The following is a 22,202-nucleotide window of genomic DNA, read 5'->3' as shown; positions in this document are numbered from 1 at the left end:
GTGATTTTCCATCAATGAAACCTATATCGTTAGAATACACTTTTGACACACAAAAATGTATTCTAACGACGCCCCGTTTAGAATGGTTGTAATTTTGTAACGACATGAGGGTCAATGACTGAGGTTTATAACGTACAAGAAGTTGAGCGTAAGTGGCAACGGATTTGGGAAGAATCGGGAATCTACCAAGTCGATGAGGACGATACCCGGCCAAGATCATATGTCTTGTGCATGTATCCTTATCCATCGGGTGCTGCGCATCAGGGCCATGTTAAGAACTATACCTTCGGCGATCTAAATGTTCGCTTTAGAACAATGAAGGGCGAGGCCGTCCTTTCGCCATTTGGCTTTGATTCGTTTGGACTTCCTGCAGAGAATGCTGCCATAAGGACCAAGATTCATCCTAGGGAATATACCGATGCACGAATTGACGAACTTCGTTCCAGCGTAAAGCGCCTTGGAGCGGTCTTTGATTGGCGACGTGAATCAAAGAGTCACGATCCATCGATGATTAAATGGTCACAGATTATCTTTGCCAGACTTTATGAAGCGGGCCTTGCTTACAAGGCAGAGGCCCCAGTCAATTGGTGTCCAGGTTGCCAAACGGTGTTGGCAAATGAGCAAGTGAATTCCGACGGTACGTGTGATCGCAGCGGTGACATCGTTGAACGTAAGAACCTTTCGCAGTGGTTCTTTCGGATTACTTCCTATGCCGATGATCTTCTTGAAGGCCTCGACAGTTTGGATTGGCCAGAGCGAGTCAAAACGATGCAGCGTAACTGGATCGGTCGGTCTGTCGGCGCTAAGATGAAGCTCAAAGTTGCAGGGCTGTCTGACTATTCGATTGAGGTTTACACAACCCGGCCTGATACCTCCTTTGGCATGACTTATGCCGTTATCGCCCCTGAGCATCCGTTTGTCGAGTTGATCACGTCTTCGAAGATCCAAGATGAAAAGTGGAAGATTGACAATGTGGTTAGTCCCGAGTTTTCTGTAAGTGAACAGAATTCTCGAGAGATCCAGGATTTCGTTCAATCGGTGAAGAACCTTTCTGACGTGGATAGGGTCACGACTACTTCCGAACGACCAAAGAGAGGAATCTTTACCCGATGCTCGGTAATGAATCCATTCACCGGAAAATTGGTCCCACTTTATATTGCGGATTACGTGCTTATGACTTATGGAACCGGCGCAATCATGGCCGTTCCTGGTGAGGATCAACGGGATTATGACTTTGCCAAAGTCTTCGATCTGCCTATTATTCGAACCGTGGCACCACCAGAGGGCTTTGAAGGCGATGCCTATACCGGAAGCGGCGAGAAGATAAACTCTGAATTTTTGAATGGACTTTCCATCGAGGAGGCCAAATCTAAGGCGATCTCTTGGTTGCAAGAGCGTGACTTAGGTGTTGCCTCTACGCAATATCGGTTGCGCGATTGGTTGATCTCCAGACAGAGATATTGGGGATGTCCAATTCCGATCGTTTATTGTGACAAGTGTGGCACTTCAACGGTTCCAGTGGATGATCTTCCGGTTTTGGCTCCTGATGATGTTGAGTTTCTTCCAACAGGCGAATCTCCATTGGCGCGCCATGCAATATTTTCAAAGGCTGTCTGTCCAAAGTGTGGGGGTCCAGCAACTCGAGAGACAGACACAATGGATACCTTCGTCGACTCGTCATGGTATTTTCTCAGATTTTGTGACTCGTTCAATTCCAAAGAGCCATTTTCTCTGACGGCACTTGAAGAGTGGATGCCGGTTGATCAATATATCGGCGGTATCGAACACGCGATTTTGCATCTTATGTACGCTAGGTTTTTTACGCGTGCGCTTTCAGATCTTTCGTTGGTTCCAAAGTCACTAAAGGAACCTTTTGCTCGTCTTTTTACCCAAGGGATGATCAGGATGGACGGATCAAAAATGTCCAAATCAAAGGGTAATTTAATTTCTCCAGAGCAATATTTTGATGGAGTGGGTGCTGATGCACTTAGGCTCTTTCATCTTTTTATTGGGCCTCCCGGCGACGACTTTGATTGGACAGGTCAAGCCGATGAGATGATAGAGGGTTGCTCTCGTTTTCTCAAGCGCGTCTATCGCGTCGCTGTCAATGAATATGTACCCACTAAGGTTCAAGATTCAGAGTCGAAATTGCTCAGAGAATTTACCCATCGAATCATCGAAAAGGCAACAATAGACTACGAGCGCTGGTCCTACAATACAGTTGTATCGGGAGCTATGTCGCTGTGCAACCAGATATATAAAGGGATCTCAAACGGAGCAGATTCTTCAAGCGTCGACGAAGCGATCGATATCTTGATCAAACTTTTAGCGCCTATGACTCCGCACATCTGTGCTGAACTTTGGTCGATTCGCCATGATGGCGAGATCGTGCATCTTCAGAAATGGCCAACTCCTGACCAGGCACTGCTCTCTAGCGTCAAAGAGACCTTGGTCGTACAGGTTGCTGGGAAGGTGCGAGAGAAGTTCGAAGTTGATGGATCTATTACAGAGCAAGAGGCTCTTGCCCTCAGCATGGGCAGCCAAAAAGTTTTATCATTCCTTGCTAACGGCTCTGCATCAAGAGTGGTCTATAGACTTCCAAAGTTGATCAATTTGATTCCTTAGTCCATTTTTCGTGAATCATTGAGATATTCTCGAGTTCGCGTATTGGATGGGCGAAGCTATTTGACTCAGAACAATCAAACGCCCCAATGACACCTTTGGGGCGTTTGATTCGTTAATTCACATTTAAGCCATCGAGTTGTCGGTAATAGTTATTTCCACCGCTCGCGCCATTGGCCTTTTAGCTTTTTACTCTACTTTCTGTTTGGAAGTAGTTTTTGTATCTCTGAAGTCTCTTTTTTTTGAGCGCATCTAGAGCCATCAGGCCAATATGGTTCTTAACTGGCAAGATTTTTAAGTGGCTTGAACCTTCGAGTCTGAGTATCCTAAATGGATCTTGTTCGATCGAGAAGTAGCCACAAAAGATCCAAACAAGTTGTGGTGTTTGTGGTCTTTGAGATTAATGGATGTATTTGCGCAATTTGCTGATGCATCTTATTAAAAATTGAATTGCTATTTTTCCAATGCGAACCGATTTCAGTCGATTTATAGGATCCCAATCTCCTTCAAAACCCGTTGACACCCCTCGATTGCATTTACCTGGTATGCCCTCAATCCGAATTCCAATGCGGCATCAACGTTCATTTGGTTATCGTCTAAGAAGATTATCTGCTGGGGGTTACGGTTCGTGACCCGGGTTAGGTGCGCGAATACCTCAGGGTCTGGCTTTAGCAAGCCAATTTGAAATGATAGCAAGGGGAAATCGAAGAGTTCGATGAAATCCCATTTTGATATCGTGTTAGTCCAGTGGGGTTCGTTGGTATTGCTCAAGCAGCCTATTTGCACCTTTTCCTTGACCGATTTCAAAAGTTCCAAGGAACCCTCCAGCGGTCCGTTGACCCAGGATAGGAATTGTGATTTGAATTCATCCGCAGTGATCGTGAATTCCCACTCTTTTGTGATCTGAATAGCGAATTTATCAAATGTGGAGCGGCCGGATTCAAATTCTCTCACGCTATTTGAGGTAAGCCACTTATTCCAAAGTTCGTTATCGTCCTTTAGATCGGCAATCTCATGAAGTGTATTTATTCCACCGAAATCTCCAAGGACCCCACCTAGATCGAAAATTACAATATCATTTGGGTTTTGTTTCTTTGTCACATAGAAATCTTACGGCCAAAGCGTTCCCTTTGCGCGATTGCAACTCTAGACCGCTGGCTAATGGATATCGCTAGCAGGCATCGAATCGGCATTGATTTCGCAGCTTTGAGATAAATGGCTTTTACATTTTTCTATTACGGTTTCTTTTGATTTTTGGATCGCAAAGGGGGAGTGCGGGCGTTTTAGCGTTATCTTGAGCTGGTTCACTTTGACCGCGACCCCGCTGCCCTGCGACCTATTTTTCATAATGTCGCATTTTCGGTGAGGATTGGGTTTTTGGACTTTGGGCGAAAGCTGTGGTATCTACATCATCTATTGGAGAAAATCGTTATTAGTAATTATGCTCAGAGGGTAAGTAGGTCATTGATAGTTTGATTTTTAAGCGACGGATTGGACTCCCAGGTTCCCTGGAGGTTTATCGGCTTGAACTGCTTTATCTGTTAGAGAAGGTATAGATGTATTTTGTTGTGAATCGTATAGCCGCCCCCGTTAGTGAATCTTTTGAAAAGGGATTTTCGACTTCGATGGATTCTACCCTCAAAGAGGTTGTTGGTCTTGTTCGGGCGAGTCTAATGAGACCAAATAAGGAAGGATCTCCTTATTTGGCCACTATGGAATTTGAATCCGAAGAGGATTTTATTAATTGGCGTCAATCTGACGCCTTTAGGGCGGCGCATGGAGATCGAGGCGGCTCTTCAGGATCGGAAGCCCCAGGAGCCGATTCGTATGAAATCGTGGCCGATCTCAGGAATTGACCTATAGGTGTGATTTGGGGTTGGAGTCGCTTGATCATTTGAAGACGATCTCGAAACCCCTGTGTGAATCCAATATTCGTCGAGTCGTGGCAGGCAGCTTCTTTGACGTCGGACTTTTTGTTTTTATGAGTTGTTTTGGTCTTATTAGGATTGCCAAATAGCGTTGCGCTGTGGCATGAATTCTTTTCATCAAAGTTCACAAATATGCCATTGCTTATTCATCAGGGTACTTATTCATCTGGTACTTTTTGGACCAAGATGGAAACGCAAAGATGCAGCTGACTCTAGAGTCAGCTGCATCTTTGCGTTTAAAACTTCTCGAGGGCAGCGAAACTTGATTGCGCCAAGAGCATTACTTGTTTTGCATAATCGGTAATTTCGCTACGATCGCCGCCACGGGCTCCTTGGACATACCGGGAGTAGACGCCTTCGAGGATGCAGGCCAACTTCCAATAACCAAAGGATACGTAATAATTGATCAACCCTAGGTCTACCTTTGCGGCATTAGCGTAGCGCTGTGCGATTTCGGCTCTTGTGTAGAATCCATCGAGAGAAGTCACCGACGACAGTGGTGGATTGGTATCACTCGGTTCGGTCCAGTAGACCAATAAAAGTCCGATATCGGCCAATGGATCGCCTAAAGTACAGATCTCCCAATCTAGAACCGCTGCAATTGTGCCATCTTGTCCAACAGCGGTGTTGTCAAGGCGATAGTCCCCATGGACTATGGCGGCGCGTTTTTGTTCTGGAACTGTTGCACTGAGGCGAGTAAACATTTCGTCAACTTCGGGGACGCTATGGTCGATCTCAGAAGCACTAGATCTGAACTGGCTATACCATCGTTTGAGTTGGCGCTCGATGTATCCTTCTTTGCGCGCTAAGTCTCCGAGGCCAATCTCGTCGATATCATAACTGTGTAGCTTTACAAGTGTATCTACGACCGACTCTGAGATTGTTTTTCGATCATTTGGGTTGGGAAATTTTTCTAAAAGTAGCTCCGGCTCTTTCAATATGTAGCCGTCGACGAAGCTCATTAGGTAAAAAGGGTAGTCATTTACCTCCTTGTCATGGCAGACCGCCAAGGGGGTTGCAACTTCAAATCCCACTGGCTTTAGGGCGGAGATTATTCTAAATTCCCGTTCCATGTCGTGAGCCGTCGGTAAGACATGTGAAACTGGAGGTCGACGAAGTACGATCTTCTTTCCTGTCGCCCCTGTTACTGCAAAGGTAAGGTTGGACCTACCTCCGGCGATGAGCTCGTAGTTGTAGGGACTCTCAAAGTCTGGCAGTGCCGACTTGATCCAATTTGTTACTGCGGGTTCGTTGATGCCTTCCATTGCCCATAAAACTTATACCCCTTATGGCTGCACATGTGGCTCAATTCCACAAAAATCGTCAATAGCAACCTATAAAACTCTCATGGGTGGCGTAATGGCGTCGCTGCTAGTATTGGTTATGTGAGTGCGATTGATGTAACAGATGCAAATTTTGAGGCCGAAGTAATAAATCGTTCAATGACAGTCCCTGTCGTTGTGGATTTATGGGCAGAGTGGTGTAATCCTTGTAAGATTCTCGGTCCAATTATTGAACGAGTAGTAGATGAAAAAAATGGGGACGTTGCCCTTGTAAAGATCGACGTTGACGCGAACCCAGAGATAGCAGGCGCGTTTAAAGTCCAGTCCATACCGGCTGTCTATGCCATTAAAGATGGCAAGGTTGTCGATGGATTTGTTGGCGCTCAGCCCGAGGCAACGGTTAGAGCTTTTGTCGATAAGTTGGTAGAAGCAAACCAGTCGCCTGCCGATGTACTTGTCCAGGCAGGTGACGAAGAGGCGCTACGAGAGGCCCTAACTCTCGAACCGGGTCATGAAAAAGCCATTATTGCGTTGTCTACGATTCTTATTGAGCGTGGAGAAAACGAAGAAGCCCTCGGCCTCTTGAGTAGAATTCCTGAGAGCGAGGATGTAATTCGCTTAAAGGCAATGGCTCGCCTTGGAGGTGAAGGTGCGCTTTCGTCGGTTGACGCTACTGAGCGATTGACAGTCCTTTTAGAGTTAGTCAAAGATGATGAGGACGCTCGTCAAGAGTTTCGCGATCTACTCGAGGTCTTGCCCGATAGGGAGCTAGCTACCAAGTATCGTCGGGCGATGGCCGCTCGTCTATTTTGACGATTTTTAGCATCTTCGAGCCGCTTTCTTTCTATAAAACCAGATTGGGGCGGAATCGAGACAATTGTTTTTCGGTGGTATGAATGCTTAGATTTGGCAAGTACACATTTGACATTGCAACACATGGCCTTGTGATGGGAATTCTCAATCGTACGACCGACTCTTTTTTTGATAAGGGTGCCTACTTTGAATTTTCTAAATTTTTAGAGCGAGCTGAGGAGCTTGTTTCAAGTGGTGCCGAGATCTTAGATGTAGGTGGAGTAAAGGCAGGCGCTGGCCCTGCAATATCAACGCAGGAGGAGCTTGATAGGGTAGTTCCGGCGGTTTCAGCTTTGGTGGAGCGTTTCGATGTTGCAGTTTCCATCGACACTTGGAACTCAATCGTCTTAGATGAGGCGCTTAGTGTCGGTGGTGTATGTGGAAATGATATCAGCGGCTTTGGAGACCCAAAATATTTGGAGGTTGCCGCACGTCATGATTGTGGAGTCATAGCCACTCATATTCGATTGGCGCCCAGAGTTCCGGACCCAGATCCCGTTTATCACGATCTCTACGGCCAGGTCTGTGAATTTTTGACATTAAAGGTAAACGATGCCATTTCTAGTGGCGTCGACCGTCAATCGATAGTTATCGACGCAGGGCTCGATCTTGGTAAGACGACCGCTCATTCGCTCGAATTGTTAGCTCGCACTGGCGAACTGATAGACGATGTTGGCTTTCCGCTTTTGCTTTCGGCTTCGAATAAGGACTTTATAGGTGGCCTGCTAGGGTATGACGTTTCGGCACGGGGTCCTGGTTCTATCTCGTCTGCGATCATTGCGTATCTAGAAGGAGCAAGAATCTTTCGAGTTCACGACGTCAAAGGAACTCGTCGCGCCCTCGAAATATCAGAGGCTATCGCCGACTCGGTTTCTCCGTCGAGGCAAGTTCTCTAAAGGCGATAATAATATTAGCTTGGCCCTTGAGCCTGGATCTAGAGATGCTATGGATAACGAACTAAGCTTAGACCACCAAAAGCGGATCTTCTTGATTAGAGGGAACGATCCTCGCCTTGTCCAAGATGGAGAGGCAGCGGCAATTGAATCATTACAGAAAAAAGGGCAACTTGAAGTTGTGACCTTTGAGTCGTCTTCTGTTGAGGGCTCTCAGGTGGTTATGGCATTGAGTCAAGCCTATATGTTTAGCGACGGGGCGATAGTGACGTTGCGATCCATTGATGCGTTGGATAGTTCGCTAACAGAGATGCTTGGCCAATATTTGATCAAAGCAACCGAAGAGCGATTGTTCGATAATTATTTGGTTCTCTCAAGTAGTACCGGAACTATAGATTCAAAGCTTTTGAAATCTATTACCACCTGCGGCCAGGTGATAGATCTTAAACTAGGAGATGCCAAGGACCGGAGATCGTTTCTTGAAAACGAGATTCGATCGTCTTCTTTGTCATTTGAAGCCGGTGTGACTAATTTGATTGCCAATCACTTTGGCGAGGATGTCGCTAGGGTTCGATCGCTTCTAGAGGTTTTAGAGGCGACTTTTGGGAGCGGATCTAGGCTAGGAGTCGAGGAGATTGAGCCGTATTTGAACCGGGCTGGATCTCAGCCACTTTATCTTTTGACCTCTGCCATTGAAGAGGCACGGGCTAATTCTGAATCAAAGGTGCTGGGAGAGTTGCGTCGGTTTATAGACGATAGCCGGATCCATCCTCTTCTGGTATATACCACCATCTCGCGGAGAATCATTGAGATCGCGGCGGTACACGGACTTTTAAATTACTCAGTCGACGAAATCAATCGGGCCTTAGTAGCAAGCGGAATGAGAAAGAAAAACGATTTTCCCGCGAAGAAGTTAGCGAGCGCCGCTTCTGTGCTTACCTACGATGACGTTTTGAAAGCACTGGAGTATTGTGCAGAGACTGAGGGGCGAATGAAAGGACTCGATGGCATTTCAGATCGATTTGCTCTTGAGCTTTTAGTTGCGCGATTGACCAATCTTTTTGGCCGGCGGAATCAATCTTCCTCTCGCCGATAGGTAGATGCAACTAGTTTTTCTCTTTTGGTTGTGATCGATGACAACTTGGCCCACGATAAGGTGCTTTGGCTAGGCCATTGTTAGAAAGATCGTCCAAAAACAGAGCTATAAGTATTAGCTTTGCCCCTCTGGGTACTTTCGTGAGGCGAATTAGCAGATTTGTTTTAGCTTTTGGCGCTTTGGACCATCTCATGTGATCTTTTGGCTAGTGTTTGAGTTGGAATAAGAATTTGTGTGAGACATTTTAATCAAACAAGGGGCGGGCGTGGCTAGCGAGATCATTTTTGAGGTTGTAGGAAAAGTTGGGCTCATCACTTTGAATAGGTCTGAGCGGCTGAATGCCTTCACCAAGACTATGGCATACGAACTTATTGAAACTTTTGACCAAGTAAACAATGATGATGCCATTCGTTCTGTGGTGGTGACTGGAGCAGGGCGAGGGTTCTGCGCAGGCGCTGATCTTGTTGGCGGGGGAAAAACGTTTGATTATTCAAAAGATGAAGCACGCTCAAACGGTAAAACGCGAGATACCGGAGGAAAGGTGTCGCTGGCGATCTTTCAATCTAAAAAGCCCATCGTAGGAGCTATAAATGGTCCAGCGGTTGGAATTGGGGTAACCATGACCCTCCCGATGGACCTAAGGATTGCATCAACGAAGGCTAAGTTTGGATTCGTTTTTACTCGCCGTGGAGTGATACCAGAGGCTGCATCGAGTTGGTTTCTACCTCGGATAGTCGGAATCTCCCAAGCGCTGGATTGGGTTTTGAGTGGTAGGGTTTTCGACGCCCAAGAGGCTCTGGCGGGGAATTTGGTGTCGGAGGTCATTGAGCCGGACCTTTTGATAGATAGGGCGCTTGAGCGTGCTAACCAAATGACATTAGGAACTTCGCCGGTATCAGTGGCATTGGCGCGACAGATGCTTTGGACGATGATGGGCGCAGGAAGTCCAATGGATGCTCATCGCTTAGATTCAAAGGCGATGGTCTCGAGGGGTCGTTCGGGCGATGCATACGAGGGGATCGAATCTTTCCTTCAAAAGCGTGAGCCCAATTTCATGGATTTAGTCTCAGTTGATGTGCCAGATTTGATTCCTAAACTCGATGAATTTTGATAGTACTAAAAGCCACTTTAATACAGGTTTATAGTTGATCAATTCGATTTGATTGTGATGGCTATTTCAGGATAGTTTCCGATGGTATCTAGTCAGTATTTTACCAGGGTAGGCTCCTTTTGGAGTTATTTCCATAGCGGTACACTGGTCATTGGCACGATCTATGGAATTTTGGTTTGTCTGTGCTATCAACTTATTTTTATTATCGGTATCGGCGATGGTTAGAATGTTCGCTAGGTGGCCACTTGCTTTCATGGAATGGATGATCCCTGAGAGCCACCCCCATCTAGGGTGAAAGCTGTAGAAAGTTAATTTTATAGATCTTCGTCCTGTCGTCCAAGTGCAGTAGTTGTTTTGAGGATGTTTTCAATTGATCTGGCCTCTAATTGGGTCATGTTGGATCAAATGTCGCGCGGATCTCCAACTCTGAATCTTTAGATTGATTCTGCGATCCCAAAGATTCAGAGTTGCTACAGCGACGATAGTAAGTTCCTAATTGGTTTAACTCTCGTTTCATAATCGATGCATGGTCCTTTAGAAGGTCTGTCTTGGATTCAAATACCTCGACTATTCATGGTGTTGTAAAGAATTGTCGAGTCGATAAGTTGACCTAGACTTCAACTCAATACTTTTACTATTGAGCTAGAGATGCCTGGCTATGCTTTTGACACTTTACTTTGAGCCAACGTATCCTGGATCTCTCTAACACGAGCACGATATCGGTCGAGGTTTGCTAGTTTGATCTCTTCGTAACCACGAACCTTGTCATATAGCATTACTAGCTCTAGAAATAGTGCATAGTCAGCCGCGCTTACGATATCCAGTGCGTTGGTGATGGTTTCTCGGTATTCAAGTGCTAACTTGGCTTCTTCTTTTCGAATCGGAGTCTTACCAAAGACGTCAAGTTTTCCTCCTCGGAGCACTTTACATCTCGCTAAAATTGGCATAGCTACTGCCGCACTCTTGTTGAGTTTGATCTTGTTTTTCATCCCTAATGAACGCAGAATCGGCGGATGTAACAGAATCGTAGGGGATTCGCTGTAGTTTTGAGAGGCGACCCATTCAAGATGCAGTCTCGCCACTTCGTACTCATCCTTATAGGCGGTGAATTTGTAGAGACCTCTTGTAAATTCATCGATCACTTTGGTTGGATTATCAAATTTAGAACAGGCCGACTTGGCAAAGGTGACCACAGATGAGAGATAGTTTTTGGCTAGTTTTTTATTTTGAAAGCGAATCAAATCTTCGTATCGAATTGCTACAGTTTCGACCAAAGACTGTTCGTTGATCGGGAGTGCCTCTTTTACTAAGGTGAGGGTCTTATGTGTCGGCTGATTTCTAGCTGACATCGGATCAATCAATTCAGAGATCTTGTCGGGATGGGTTATTGCGATCCGTCCCCATGCAAAGGCGTCTTTATTCGTCTTTAGGTTCGCCCCGTTGAGTTTGAATGCACCATCGATAGCTTCGAGGCTTAATGGAATAAGTCCAAGCTGCCAAGCTGCACCAAAGATAATTACATTTGCCGGTATTTGGTCTAAGAATAAGATATCGGAGAGTTCCTGAGCTGGAATAAATCGATTTGACTCACTGTTGGTGAACTCGTTTATCATCTCTATGGCGCTAGAGTCGGGAGTTTTAGCGTGCTTTACATCCGTTACTTGACGTCCGGTGGGAATTACCGAACTAGAGACGATGGCAATGGTTCGGTCTCGATCTGCCACCTTTAGATTTTTGGTGGCAGCGGTGCCGATGAGGTCGAATCCTAGGATCAAATCGGCTCCTCCCGATGTCAATGGAGCTGAACCCTCCTCGTAAATGGAGGAGATCACTATATCGGATATGACCGGTCCTGCTTTTTGCGAAAGTCCGGTTTGGTCTAGCCCACGAGAATACTTTCCATCCAGAATGCAGGCAACTTCAATGATCGCGGCCAGGGTTACAACCCCAGTCCCCCCAATTCCCACTAGACGTATATTGGTCGCCCCCCGGAAGTCTTTGAGATTTGGTTTCACGAGATCGACATTGGGTAGCGCAATGGGCTTGTGTGATTTGGGGCCGTTTGGAATTGTCATAAACGAAGGACAATCGCCTTGAAGACACGTCTGATCAGAGCTACATGAGCCTTGGTTGATTCTGGTCTTTCTTCCGAATTCAGTTAGAACCGGTTCGACCGAGAGACAATTGGATTTGTCGCCACAGTCTCCACACCCTTCGCATGTTCGTTCATTTATAACGATGAGAGTCTTCGGAGCATCGAGGGTCCCTTGTCGTCTACGCCTGCGCTTTTCTATCGCGCAGAGTTGATCGTGAATGATTACGCTAACACCATTGATCTTTGATAGGTCGCTTTGGACCTTATCTAGCTGCCCTCGATCAAAAACGGCAGTACCTCTTGGCAGGTTAACGCCGTCGTAAGCTTCCCGATTGTCAGTTGTAACCACCACTTTTGATACGCCCTCGAGATAGAGCGATTCGATCATCTCGGGAATTGTTAGTTGTCCTTCGACGCGCTGGCCCCCTGTCATTGCTACCGCGTCGTTGTATAGGATCTTGTAGGTGACGGGGATTTTGGCTGCGACAGCGGCTCTAATGGCCAAGGAGCCGCTGTGGTGGAATGTGCCATCTCCCATGTTTTGAATGAAGTGCTTGCCGGGAAGGTATGGAGCCATTCCGATGAATTGGGCTCCCTCTCCTCCCATTTGAGTAACTCCGGTAATCTCTCCTCTGCCTCTTGGGTTGAGAAGGATAAGAGTATGACATCCAATTCCAGCGCCGACTATGTTTGAGTCCTCGGTGCGGGTAGATGTGTTATGAGGGCATCCTGAACAAAAAAACGGAGTTCTTTGCTCTACTTGGAGAAGCTCTCTCGAATCAATCTTGGTTAGTTTGTCTAAGTATTTGGTAATTGACTCTGTTCGGTGACGGCTAAGGTAGCGTCGACCTACAATTTTGGCGATATCGTCGGATTCAAGTGCACCATGGGAGGGAACAAGGGCATTGTTCCGGTCGTCTTTTTTGCCTGTGATGATGGGCGCTTGCGCGCGGCCATAAAGTATCTCTTTGATTTGTCGCTCGACAAAGGCTGGTTTCTCTTCGATGACCAGAATCTCTTCAAGTCCATTGGCAAATTCGATGATATCACGTTCATCCAGCGGGTATGTGACCATCATTTTCTTTATTGCAATGTCGTCAGAATCGGCTATGCCTAGGTTTGCAAGCGCCGTCAAGAGGTCATGATAGACAGTTCCAACGGCTACGATTCCAAGGCGTGCATTTGAAGATCTGGTGGTTGGATTCAACTTATTTTGGTAGATGTACTCTTTGGCGATATCTAATCGGATCCCAAGGAGACGCTCCTCTAACTCCAAAAGGTGGGCACCAAGGAGTTCCGCATCAGGTATGTGGTGGTACGGGGTGCCCCGATAGTCGAGAGTCGGGATAATCGGATTGAAGTCGGCCCCTACCGGGAATATACCTGTAGAGTCCGCGACTTTGGTGACGACTTTGAAGCCGCTCCATAGTCCACTTGCGCGAGAGAGTGCTATGCCATGGAGAGCTAGGCCGATCAGGTCGTGGGTGTTCCCAGGAAATAGAACTGGAAGACCCATAGCCGCTAAAGTGGCGTCCGACGAACCCGGAACTGTAGAGGATTTCGCTGCTGGATCATCCCCGGCTAATACTAATACTCCGCCTTTTGATGAGGCTCCGATGAGATTGCCGTGTCTTATCGCATCGCTAGCTCGATCCACACCGGGGCTCTTACCATACCAGATACCAGTTACGCCGCTTACGCTTGATGATCGATTCAAAGCTAGCAGCTGGGTCCCTGTTATCGACGTCGCACCCAACTCTTCGTTTAGGCCAGGTTGAAAGACAATTCCGAGGTTGTCGATGGATTTATGAGCGCGCAATAGTTCGGTATCTAATCCGCCTAGCGGTGAGCCCTGATAGCCACTGACGAAGGCTGAAGTGTTGAGACCGTTTTTGATATCGTATCTTCGAATCTCTATGAGGGCTCTAATTATTCCCTGAATGCCAGAGAGCGGAACCCATCCCGTTTGCAGGGAGTAGCGGTCCGAGAGCGATTGGAATTTGGTTTGAACTGCATTGGTCATAACGTCTCCATGCTTTGGCTATCGATGAGTTGGCAAAGATGGTATATGGGGTATCTATCGAGTTTCAAACAGATCTCTTCGTCCATTTCCATTCCATTTGGAAATACAACAGTTGACAATTGTCTCGACCCCACCCCTTCTTGACTGCTCCTAGCGAAATCTTATTCCGTAAAGTTAACCCTATAGCCCAAGCTAGCGCATCGAATCCAAAGTCGAAATTACTTAGATTCGACTATCGTTTCTATCCGAACGACTTTGGGTAAGCGTTTAACCTGGCGTATATTTTTAACTTTGTAGGTTTAAGGCAATCTTAGTGTGATTAGTCGCAGTGAACTTGCCTCCTGGGGCAAAATTCGTATGATGAAAGCCAGATTCGCTGGCTTTTTGACTCCAAGACAGCCCTAGGCACCACCCATGGCCTAGCTATTTTTGCTATCTGCTAGTGTCCCTATTGGGAAGTTCCTTGGTGCGTCATGAATGAAAGAGGTTGTAAATCACCTACAAGCTGATAACAGCCACACTGCAATGCTACATAAACCTACTTATCAACTTTCGTAAGTTTCGCCTCCACCGAGACCAGATTGGAGCTAATCCTTAGTAGAACAGATGTTCAATAAAGCTGTCTAGGTAGATATCTCAGGCTTTATGGTACGCTTCCGCGTCGCAAGAAGCATGTGAAGATCATTTGATCAAATTGCTTATGCTATGAGGGATTTAGATGTCCAAAGTGTGACTTCGATCAATTTACTTTAGTAAGGCCAAATCATTTCAAGAAATGCAGCGTCTCGAGCTCCACTTTTTCAATGTAAATCTTTTCACCGCCAAACTAGCGTTACCTCCGGAACCATCTTCCATCGAAGCCATATCTCTTTATCCAAGTGGTTCTCCGCTATCTATCTATTGTCCAACGACAAGCGTGGTCTTTCAGCTACTACCTCCCCCAGCCATCAGAGCCCTTGCTAAATTCGTTGAAGTATCTTATTCGACTGGCTGGTTGATGCTAAATAAGCTACCTAAGGCAATGGCTGAGCGTAATGGATGAGCGTAATGGCTGAGCGTAATGGCTGAGCGTAATGGCTTATACAACCTTGGAGGAAATGTACAGGTAGATGAGTTCTTTTTAGGTGGTGAGAGCCATGGCGAAGGCTAAAGAGGAAAAGCAACGACCCAAACCAATGTCCTAATTTGAATATCGATTAGCAATGGTGCTCCTACTCATTGCTTCATGGAAGTAATCAAAGATACCACTGCTAAATCACCCAAAGATGTTTTTGTGAGACGTTGAGATTCTAATACCAAGCTGATAAGTGATGGTAACCCAAGTTACGGGTATGTGCTGAAAGACCTTGGACTAGCGCACTGGTTCACTCTATCCAAAGACGAACAAGCACATGTAACATTCAAATGGCTCAAGATCCTAAATTGGGAACTGCAAGAAATTTATCGACGGAACATACCACGGAGATGAGGAACATAAGCAACTTATGCCTCGAGGAATTCGCATACCGATTCAACGCAAGGCACTTTGAAATGTCATTGGTCGAGCGACTTCTCAATACATGTGTGTTTGCGTCTCCACATCCGCTACTCCGAGAATTTGACTCCAAAATGGTTTTTGCTAGCGAAACTAGCCCCAGTTTCGACGTGCGTCATGAATGAAAGAGGTTGTAAATCATGTAGAAGCTGATAACAATCACACTGCAATGCTACATAGATGATGGAGGTAGGCCCTCCGGGATCGCCTTTTGGGAGGAGATTCCAAACCACCGTACGGGGCATTAGCTAAAGACTGTTGTCCAAAGCGGTACGGAAAAGTTAGAGCAATGACTCTTTCAGGTATGAGTTAAGAAGACGAGTGAAAACAAACCACTGACGAAGCGTTCGAAATTGGTATGGATGATGTCGAAACCGAGGGACGTCGAACTTTCGGGACAACTTGGAGACTAACCCAATTAGTGCTCCTTGGGCATCCGGCGTGTAGGTGGCGTGAGCTTAACATCAGGCGTTTATGTGGAACATGAGAACCCAGTCCTAGACGTTCTTGGCTAAGCCCACATGGGCTAAGCCCAAAGATGAGGAAAAACCTACAAGTTGCAGATCAACAAGAGGGAAAGTACCAAATGCCTATGGATTGGGGGCGGACCATCCCGTAGTAGCTACGAAGTCCTTGTAATGAGGATGTAAGCCAAAGAGATGGAGTAAACAGCAGATCTAGTTGTAATTGGCAAATGAACAACTTCTCAAGGTAAAAGTTGAGGGGGAGGGATCAAATGTCAAGACCACGACAAGAAAAAGCTTTTGATATCGACAAGTACGTCGTACTTAAAGCATACAAAGAGGCAAAAGCCAATCGAGGAGCACCAGGGATTGATAAGCAGTCCATCTCAGTCTTTGAGATGGATCTAAAGAACAATCTCTACCAACTCTGGAATCGAATGGCTTCTGGAAGTTATTTTCCAGCGGCAACTAGATATGTCGAGATAGACAAGTCAGATGGCGGTAAAAGAATCCTAGGTATTCCAACCGTCAAAGATCGCATCGCCCAAGGGGTAGCTAAAGCCTACATAGAGCCAAGATTGGAAGAGGTCTTCCACGAAGACTCCTATGGTTACAGGCCGAATCGCTCAGCCCATGATGCCATTGAAAAAGCACGCAAGAGATGTTGGAAGTACGATTGGGTCATTGATCTAGATATCAAGGCCTTCTTCGACACAATAGATCATGAACTGCTGCTAAAAGCTGTCTCTATGCACGTATCAGAGCCATGGATAATTCTCTACATCAAACGTTGGTTGAAAGCTCCAATGCAAAACAAAGATGGACAACTAATAGATCGAGAGCAAGGATTACCCCAAGGCGGGGTGATTTCTCCGATTTTGGCGAATCTGTTCTTACATTACGCTTTTGACAAATGGATGGTAAAGAACTTACCCTATGCCCCGTTTGAACGATACGCGGATGACCTTTTGGTACATGTGGAAACAAAGAAACGAGCCGAAGAGATCCTAGAGGCTATAGGTCAGAGAATGACGCAGGTCAAGTTGGAGTTACATCCACAAAAGACCAAAATCGTCTATTGTAAGGACTCCAACCGTAAAGGAGAGTTCGAACAAATACGCTTTGACTTTCTAGGATTTACCTTTGCACCACGCTACGCCCGCAATAAGTTCAAGCAGCAGTTTAACAACTTCCTGCCAGCGGCTTCAGATAAAGCGGTAGAAGAAATGGGCAGAGAACTTAGGCGGTTTCGTATTCACCTCCAAACAGGCCAAACCATAGCCGAACTCGCCAGGCTTTACAACCCGGTGATCTTAGGCTGGATCAACTACTATGGACGCTTCTACAAATCCAGATTAGGCCAACTCCTCCGACGTATCAATATCTATTTGATTAGATGGGCACGCAAAAAGTACAGGCGACTTAGCATACGAGCAAATGCTTGGAAATACCTATCTCAAATAGCCGAACGTGAACCCAATCTTTGGGCTCACTGGTCATTTGGGGTAATACCAAAAGTCGGTTCGCTAGGAGCCGTGTGAATTGAGAGGTTCACGCACGGTTCTGTGAGAGCGGGGAGGGGAAGTTCCTCCCCGCCACTCGACGTGCGTCATGAATGAAAGAGGTTGTAAATCATGTAGAAGCTGATAACAATCACACTGCAATGCTACATAGATGATGGAGGTAGGCCCTCCGGGATCGCCTTTTGGGAGGAGATTCCAAACCACCGTACGGGGCATTAGCTAAAGACTGTTGTCCAAAGCGGTACGGAAAAGTTAGAGCAATGACTCTTTCAGGTATGAGTTAAGAAGACGAGTGAAAACAAACCACTGACGAAGCGTTCGAAATTGGTATGGATGATGTCGAAACCGAGGGACGTCGAACTTTCGGGACAACTTGGAGACTAACCCAATTAGTGCTCCTTGGGCATCCGGCGTGTAGGTGGCGTGAGCTTAACATCAGGCGTTTATGTGGAACATGAGAACCCAGTCCTAGACGTTCTTGGCTAAGCCCAATGATGAGGAAAAACCTACATGGGCTAAGCCCAAAGATGAGGAAAAACCTACAAGTTGCAGATCAACAAGAGGGAAAGTACCAAATGCCTATGGATTGGGGGCGGACCATCCCGTAGTAGCTACGAAGTCCTTGTAATGAGGATGTAAGCCAAAGAGATGGAGTAAACAGCAGATCTAGTTGTAATTGGCAAATGAACAACTTCTCAAGGTAAAAGTTGAGGGGGAGGGATCAAATGTCAAGACCACGACAAGAAAAAGCTTTTGACAAAAGACAAGTACGTCGTACTTAAAGCATACAAAGAGGCAAAAGCCAATCGAGGAGCACCAGGGATTGATAAGCAGTCCATCTCAGTCTTTGAGATGGATCTAAAGAACAATCTCTACCAACTCTGGAATCGAATGGCTTCTGGAAGTTATTTTCCAGCGGCAACTAGATATGTCGAGATAGACAAGTCAGATGGCGGTAAAAGAATCCTAGGTATTCCAACCGTCAAAGATCGCATCGCCCAAGGGGTAGCTAAAGCCTACATAGAGCCAAGATTGGAAGAGGTCTTCCACGAAGACTCCTATGGTTACAGGCCGAATCGCTCAGCCCATGATGCCATTGAAAAAGCACGCAAGAGATGTTGGAAGTACGATTGGGTCATTGATCTAGATATCAAGGCCTTCTTCGACACAATAGATCATGAACTGCTGCTAAAAGCTGTCTCTATGCACGTATCAGAGCCATGGATAATTCTCTACATCAAACGTTGGTTGAAAGCTCCAATGCAAAACAAAGATGGACAACTAATAGATCGAGAGCAAGGATTACCCCAAGGCGGGGTGATTTCTCCGATTTTGGCGAATCTGTTCTTACATTACGCTTTTGACAAATGGATGGTAAAGAACTTACCCTATGCCCCGTTTGAACGATACGCGGATGACCTTTTGGTACATGTGGAAACAAAGAAACGAGCCGAAGAGATCCTAGAGGCTATAGGTCAGAGAATGACGCAGGTCAAGTTGGAGTTACATCCACAAAAGACCAAAATCGTCTATTGTAAGGACTCCAACCGTAAAGGAGAGTTCGAACAAATACGCTTTGACTTTCTAGGATTTACCTTTGCACCACGCTACGCCCGCAATAAGTTCAAGCAGCAGTTTAACAACTTCCTGCCAGCGGCTTCAGATAAAGCGGTAGAAGAAATGGGCAGAGAACTTAGGCGGTTTCGTATTCACCTCCAAACAGGCCAAACCATAGCCGAACTCGCCAGGCTTTACAACCCGGTGATCTTAGGCTGGATCAACTACTATGGACGCTTCTACAAATCCAGATTAGGCCAACTCCTCCGACGTATCAATATCTATTTGATTAGATGGGCACGCAAAAAGTACAGGCGACTTAGCATACGAGCAAATGCTTGGAAATACCTATCTCAAATAGCCGAACGTGAACCCAATCTTTGGGCTCACTGGTCATTTGGGGTAATACCAAAAGTCGGTTCGCTAGGAGCCGTGTGAATTGAGAGGTTCACGCACGGTTCTGTGAGAGCGGGGAGGGGAAGTTCCTCCCCGCCACTCGACTGAATTTCCCCCAAGACCCCGTTTAAGCCCCCTTTTAGCCCCTATTTAGGGGTAACCCCTATTTGGAGATGCTGGTAGATGAAGTTCGGTTTTCTCAAGTGGCGAATGTAGTGCCCTAAGCTGAGAGTTAGCTGCGAATATTGACCTACAAGGTAATTCATCTGGTATACTTGTTATATGTTCATTCGCGAGAAGACCACTAAGAATAAGGCAACTGGAACTAAATATATAAAGCATCAGTTAGTTAGGTCTTATCGCGAAGGAGATAAAGTACGCCAAGAGATAGTTATGGATCTAGGACGACTTGAGATCGATCCTAAGGACTACAAGAAGCTAGCTCAGATATTGACGATGAGACTAGCTGGCTCTGAGTCTTTGTTTGAAGGTGATCTAGAACTAAAGTCAATCGCCGATAAAGTTCTATCTAGCTTTTCTGTTACTCAAACACTTCGCTCTGATCGTGAAGTAATCACAAAAGATGCCGAGTTCCTAAATGTCAATACATCATCTCTAGAGGCATCTGATATTAGGCGCTTAGGTCCTGAACTAATAGCTAGTAGCTTCTATGACAGATTGAAGATCAAAGAGCAACTACTACGGTGTGGCCTTAGTGAAAAAGAGACAGCAATTGCTAAAGCTGTAATATGTGCTCGTTTGGTTGCTCCTTCTTCTGATCTTGAAACACATCGCTTCCTAAAAGAGGACTCTGCACTCTATGAATTGGTAGACCAAGACCTTAGCAATATCGGTAAAGATGCTATTTATGAGATAGCTGATGCTATCTACGAAGCCAAAGACTCAATCGAGATGGCACTTATCAAAGCCGAGAATGAGCTTTACCCAACTAATAAGCGTCTCTTTTTATTTGATCTTACCAATGCCTATTTTGAGGGACGAACACTTGGTAATGATCTAGCCCAATATGGCCACTTCAAAGAGAAGCGCTTCGACTGTACTTTAGTAAGTCTTGCCCTTTTGGTGGATGATCGTGGACTACCGATCTATAGCCACATATATCCCGGTAATCAGTCAGAGCCTGAAACCCTTGGTGATGTCTTATCTAGTATCTCTAGTCACCTAAGACAGGGACTCTTTAGCGAAGATCTCCCAACGGTTATCATGGATAGAGGGATAGCAACTTATGACAACATCGCACTGATTGAGTCCTATGGTCTTAGCTATCTGGTAATTACACGCGCTAATGCAGCTAGACACTATCTAGCTGAACTACGCCAAGGAAAAGATACCTTCTTAGAGATCAAGAACTCCTCCAATGAGAGCATCTACATCAAAGAACTGGGTGATGACCTGGGTGGTGAGATGGATGACAAGGGAGAAGCTGCCGAGGCGGGTGCTGACCTGGGTGCCGAGGGAGAAGCTGCCGAGTCGGGTGCCGAGGTAGAAGTTGCCGAGTCGGGTGCCGAGGGAGAAGTTGCCGAGTCGGGTGCCGAGGGAGAAGCTGCTGAGTCGGGTGCCGAGGGAGAAGCTGCTGAGTCGGGTGCCGAGGGAGAAGCTGCTGAGTCGGGTGCCGAGGGAGAAGCTGCTGAGTCGGGTGCCGAGGGAGAAGCTGCTGAGTCGGGTGCCGAGGGAGAAGCTGCTGAGTCGGGTGGTAACCTGGGTGCTGAGGTGGATTCTGAGCAAATAGTTGTTCATCTACAAGGCAGTGAGTCGATGGGCATCGAGTCGATGGGCAGTGAGTCGATGCGTGTTGATTTCATCGATGCTGGATCACTCAGCGCTCATCCACAAGCTAACCATTCACTTGGCGGCGAGTCCCTCGGTATCGATTCGATGGATACTGCTCCACAAGTTGGCGGTCCACAGGCCAAGCACTCCCAGAGCAATGAACCCCAAGCCAACCACTCCAATGGCGCTCAACCATACGCAAGTGACTCAATGGACAACAAGATAAAGCAGATCCTATGTATCTCAGAGCGTCGCAGGGATAAAGAAGAGGCAATTGCTATAGGTATGCAAACTAAGTTCCAAAGTGCATTTGACAAACTAGCTGACTCAGTTAAGCGTGGTCAATATTCCAATGCCACAACTGTGGCTTCAAGAATAGGAAAGCTAAAGCAAGAGCATCGCTCTATTGCACGTCGCTATGAGATAGATGCCATAACTGGCGATGACCAAAAAGTCAAAGAGCTGGTTTTGACCGAGAAACCAAAAGTAAAAGAAGCAGCTGAGACTCTCTATGGTGCATATGTGATTGAGACCAATAGGAACGATCTAGAACCAGAAGAGATCTGGAAGCTCTATATGACCCTAACAAAGGTAGAGGATGCATTCAAAGCCCTAAAGAGCAATCTTGGGATGAGACCGATCTATTACCAACTAGCTAGTCGTACCGCTGCTCATCTATTTATCTCGGTAGTTGCTTATCACCTCTATGGAGCAATTGCACTTAGCTTATCTCAAGCCGGTGACAAAAGAAGTGTTCACAGCATTCTTGCTCAAGTGTCTACCCATAGCCGCTTGAACGTAACGATGTTAGATGATAACAAACGTCTACATAACCTTCGTATCTCCTCTACTCCAAACTCTACCCAAAAAGAGATCTACTCTATTCTTGGAGTAGTAGATACCCTAGCTCGAACCAAGAAGGTGATTGCTCAACTGTAGTGCCCAAATCCAGACACCAATATGGTCATGACCTGGGCTTTCATGGGGTGGTTGTCGAGTGGCGGGGAGGAACTTCCCCTCCCCGCTCTCACAGA

12 protein-coding genes and 1 pseudogene are annotated in these 22,202 nt (G+C 46.3%); 10 read left to right on the top strand and 3 right to left on the bottom strand.

Features of this window, described 5'->3' with window-relative positions; translation table 11 throughout:
- Positions 1-114 precede the first annotated feature (114 nt).
- Complete coding sequence (gene leuS / locus ACIDITHRIX25_RS000000103390; protein ID WP_201733672.1) at positions 115-2,625, top strand: leucine--tRNA ligase; 2,511 nt, start codon at positions 115-117, stop codon at positions 2,623-2,625.
- A gap of 483 nt (positions 2,626-3,108) precedes the next feature.
- Here leuS and ACIDITHRIX25_RS000000103385 read toward each other — a convergent pair whose 3' ends face one another.
- A complete protein-coding gene (locus ACIDITHRIX25_RS000000103385) occupies positions 3,109-3,723 on the bottom strand; it encodes an HAD family hydrolase (protein ID WP_201733671.1) in 615 nt (204 codons plus the stop codon).
- A 455-nt stretch (positions 3,724-4,178) separates the two neighbouring features.
- Between ACIDITHRIX25_RS000000103385 and ACIDITHRIX25_RS000000103380 the strand changes: the two genes are divergently transcribed.
- The gene (locus ACIDITHRIX25_RS000000103380; RefSeq protein WP_213333501.1) at positions 4,179-4,478 is read left to right on the top strand and encodes an antibiotic biosynthesis monooxygenase family protein; all 300 of its coding nucleotides are present in this window, start codon (positions 4,179-4,181) and stop codon (positions 4,476-4,478) included.
- A 308-nt stretch (positions 4,479-4,786) separates the two neighbouring features.
- Here ACIDITHRIX25_RS000000103380 and ACIDITHRIX25_RS000000103375 read toward each other — a convergent pair whose 3' ends face one another.
- Positions 4,787-5,815, bottom strand: coding sequence for a phosphotransferase family protein (locus ACIDITHRIX25_RS000000103375; protein ID WP_052606734.1), 1,029 nt, complete (start codon positions 5,813-5,815; stop codon positions 4,787-4,789).
- A 120-nt stretch (positions 5,816-5,935) separates the two neighbouring features.
- Between ACIDITHRIX25_RS000000103375 and trxA the strand changes: the two genes are divergently transcribed.
- From trxA to ACIDITHRIX25_RS000000103355, 4 genes are all read left to right on the top strand, one after another.
- Complete coding sequence (gene trxA / locus ACIDITHRIX25_RS000000103370; RefSeq protein WP_201733669.1) at positions 5,936-6,646, top strand: thioredoxin; 711 nt, start codon at positions 5,936-5,938, stop codon at positions 6,644-6,646.
- An 83-nt stretch (positions 6,647-6,729) separates the two neighbouring features.
- Positions 6,730-7,581, top strand: a complete 852-nt coding sequence (gene folP / locus ACIDITHRIX25_RS000000103365) for a dihydropteroate synthase (protein WP_201733668.1) — start codon at positions 6,730-6,732, stop codon at positions 7,579-7,581.
- 49 nt (positions 7,582-7,630) lie between these two features.
- Positions 7,631-8,674: a DNA polymerase III subunit delta gene (gene holA, locus ACIDITHRIX25_RS000000103360; RefSeq protein ID WP_152626131.1), complete on the top strand. Its 1,044-nt coding sequence runs from the start codon at positions 7,631-7,633 to the stop codon at positions 8,672-8,674.
- Positions 8,675-8,939: 265 nt separating this feature from the next.
- Positions 8,940-9,785, top strand: coding sequence for a crotonase/enoyl-CoA hydratase family protein (locus tag ACIDITHRIX25_RS000000103355; RefSeq protein WP_201733667.1), 846 nt, complete (start codon positions 8,940-8,942; stop codon positions 9,783-9,785).
- 656 nt (positions 9,786-10,441) lie between these two features.
- On the opposite strand, the gene ACIDITHRIX25_RS000000103350 is transcribed toward ACIDITHRIX25_RS000000103355, so the two are convergent.
- The gene (locus ACIDITHRIX25_RS000000103350; protein ID WP_201733666.1) at positions 10,442-13,903 is read right to left on the bottom strand and encodes an indolepyruvate ferredoxin oxidoreductase family protein; all 3,462 of its coding nucleotides are present in this window, start codon (positions 13,901-13,903) and stop codon (positions 10,442-10,444) included.
- Between the two features lie 645 nt (positions 13,904-14,548).
- Here ACIDITHRIX25_RS000000103350 and ACIDITHRIX25_RS000000103345 point away from each other — a divergent pair.
- From ACIDITHRIX25_RS000000103345 to ACIDITHRIX25_RS000000103330, 4 genes and pseudogenes are all read left to right on the top strand, one after another.
- Positions 14,549-15,562: pseudogene (locus tag ACIDITHRIX25_RS000000103345) on the top strand (IS1595 family transposase).
- A 611-nt stretch (positions 15,563-16,173) separates the two neighbouring features.
- Positions 16,174-17,442 (top strand): group II intron reverse transcriptase/maturase, encoded by a 1,269-nt coding sequence (gene ltrA, locus ACIDITHRIX25_RS000000103340; protein WP_201732343.1) that lies wholly within the window; start codon positions 16,174-16,176, stop codon positions 17,440-17,442.
- 735 nt (positions 17,443-18,177) lie between these two features.
- Positions 18,178-19,419 carry a group II intron reverse transcriptase/maturase gene (ltrA, locus tag ACIDITHRIX25_RS000000103335; RefSeq protein ID WP_201732520.1) on the top strand — a complete coding sequence of 414 codons (1,242 nt, stop codon included), beginning with the start codon at positions 18,178-18,180 and terminating at the stop codon, positions 19,417-19,419.
- A gap of 240 nt (positions 19,420-19,659) precedes the next feature.
- Entirely contained in the window at positions 19,660-22,107 is a 2,448-nt protein-coding gene (locus tag ACIDITHRIX25_RS000000103330; protein ID WP_201733665.1) for an IS1634 family transposase, read from the top strand.
- Positions 22,108-22,202 lie beyond the last annotated feature (95 nt).

The organism is Acidithrix sp. C25 (genome assembly GCF_904848545.2).
This window is presented reverse-complemented; position numbering and strand designations above follow the sequence as displayed.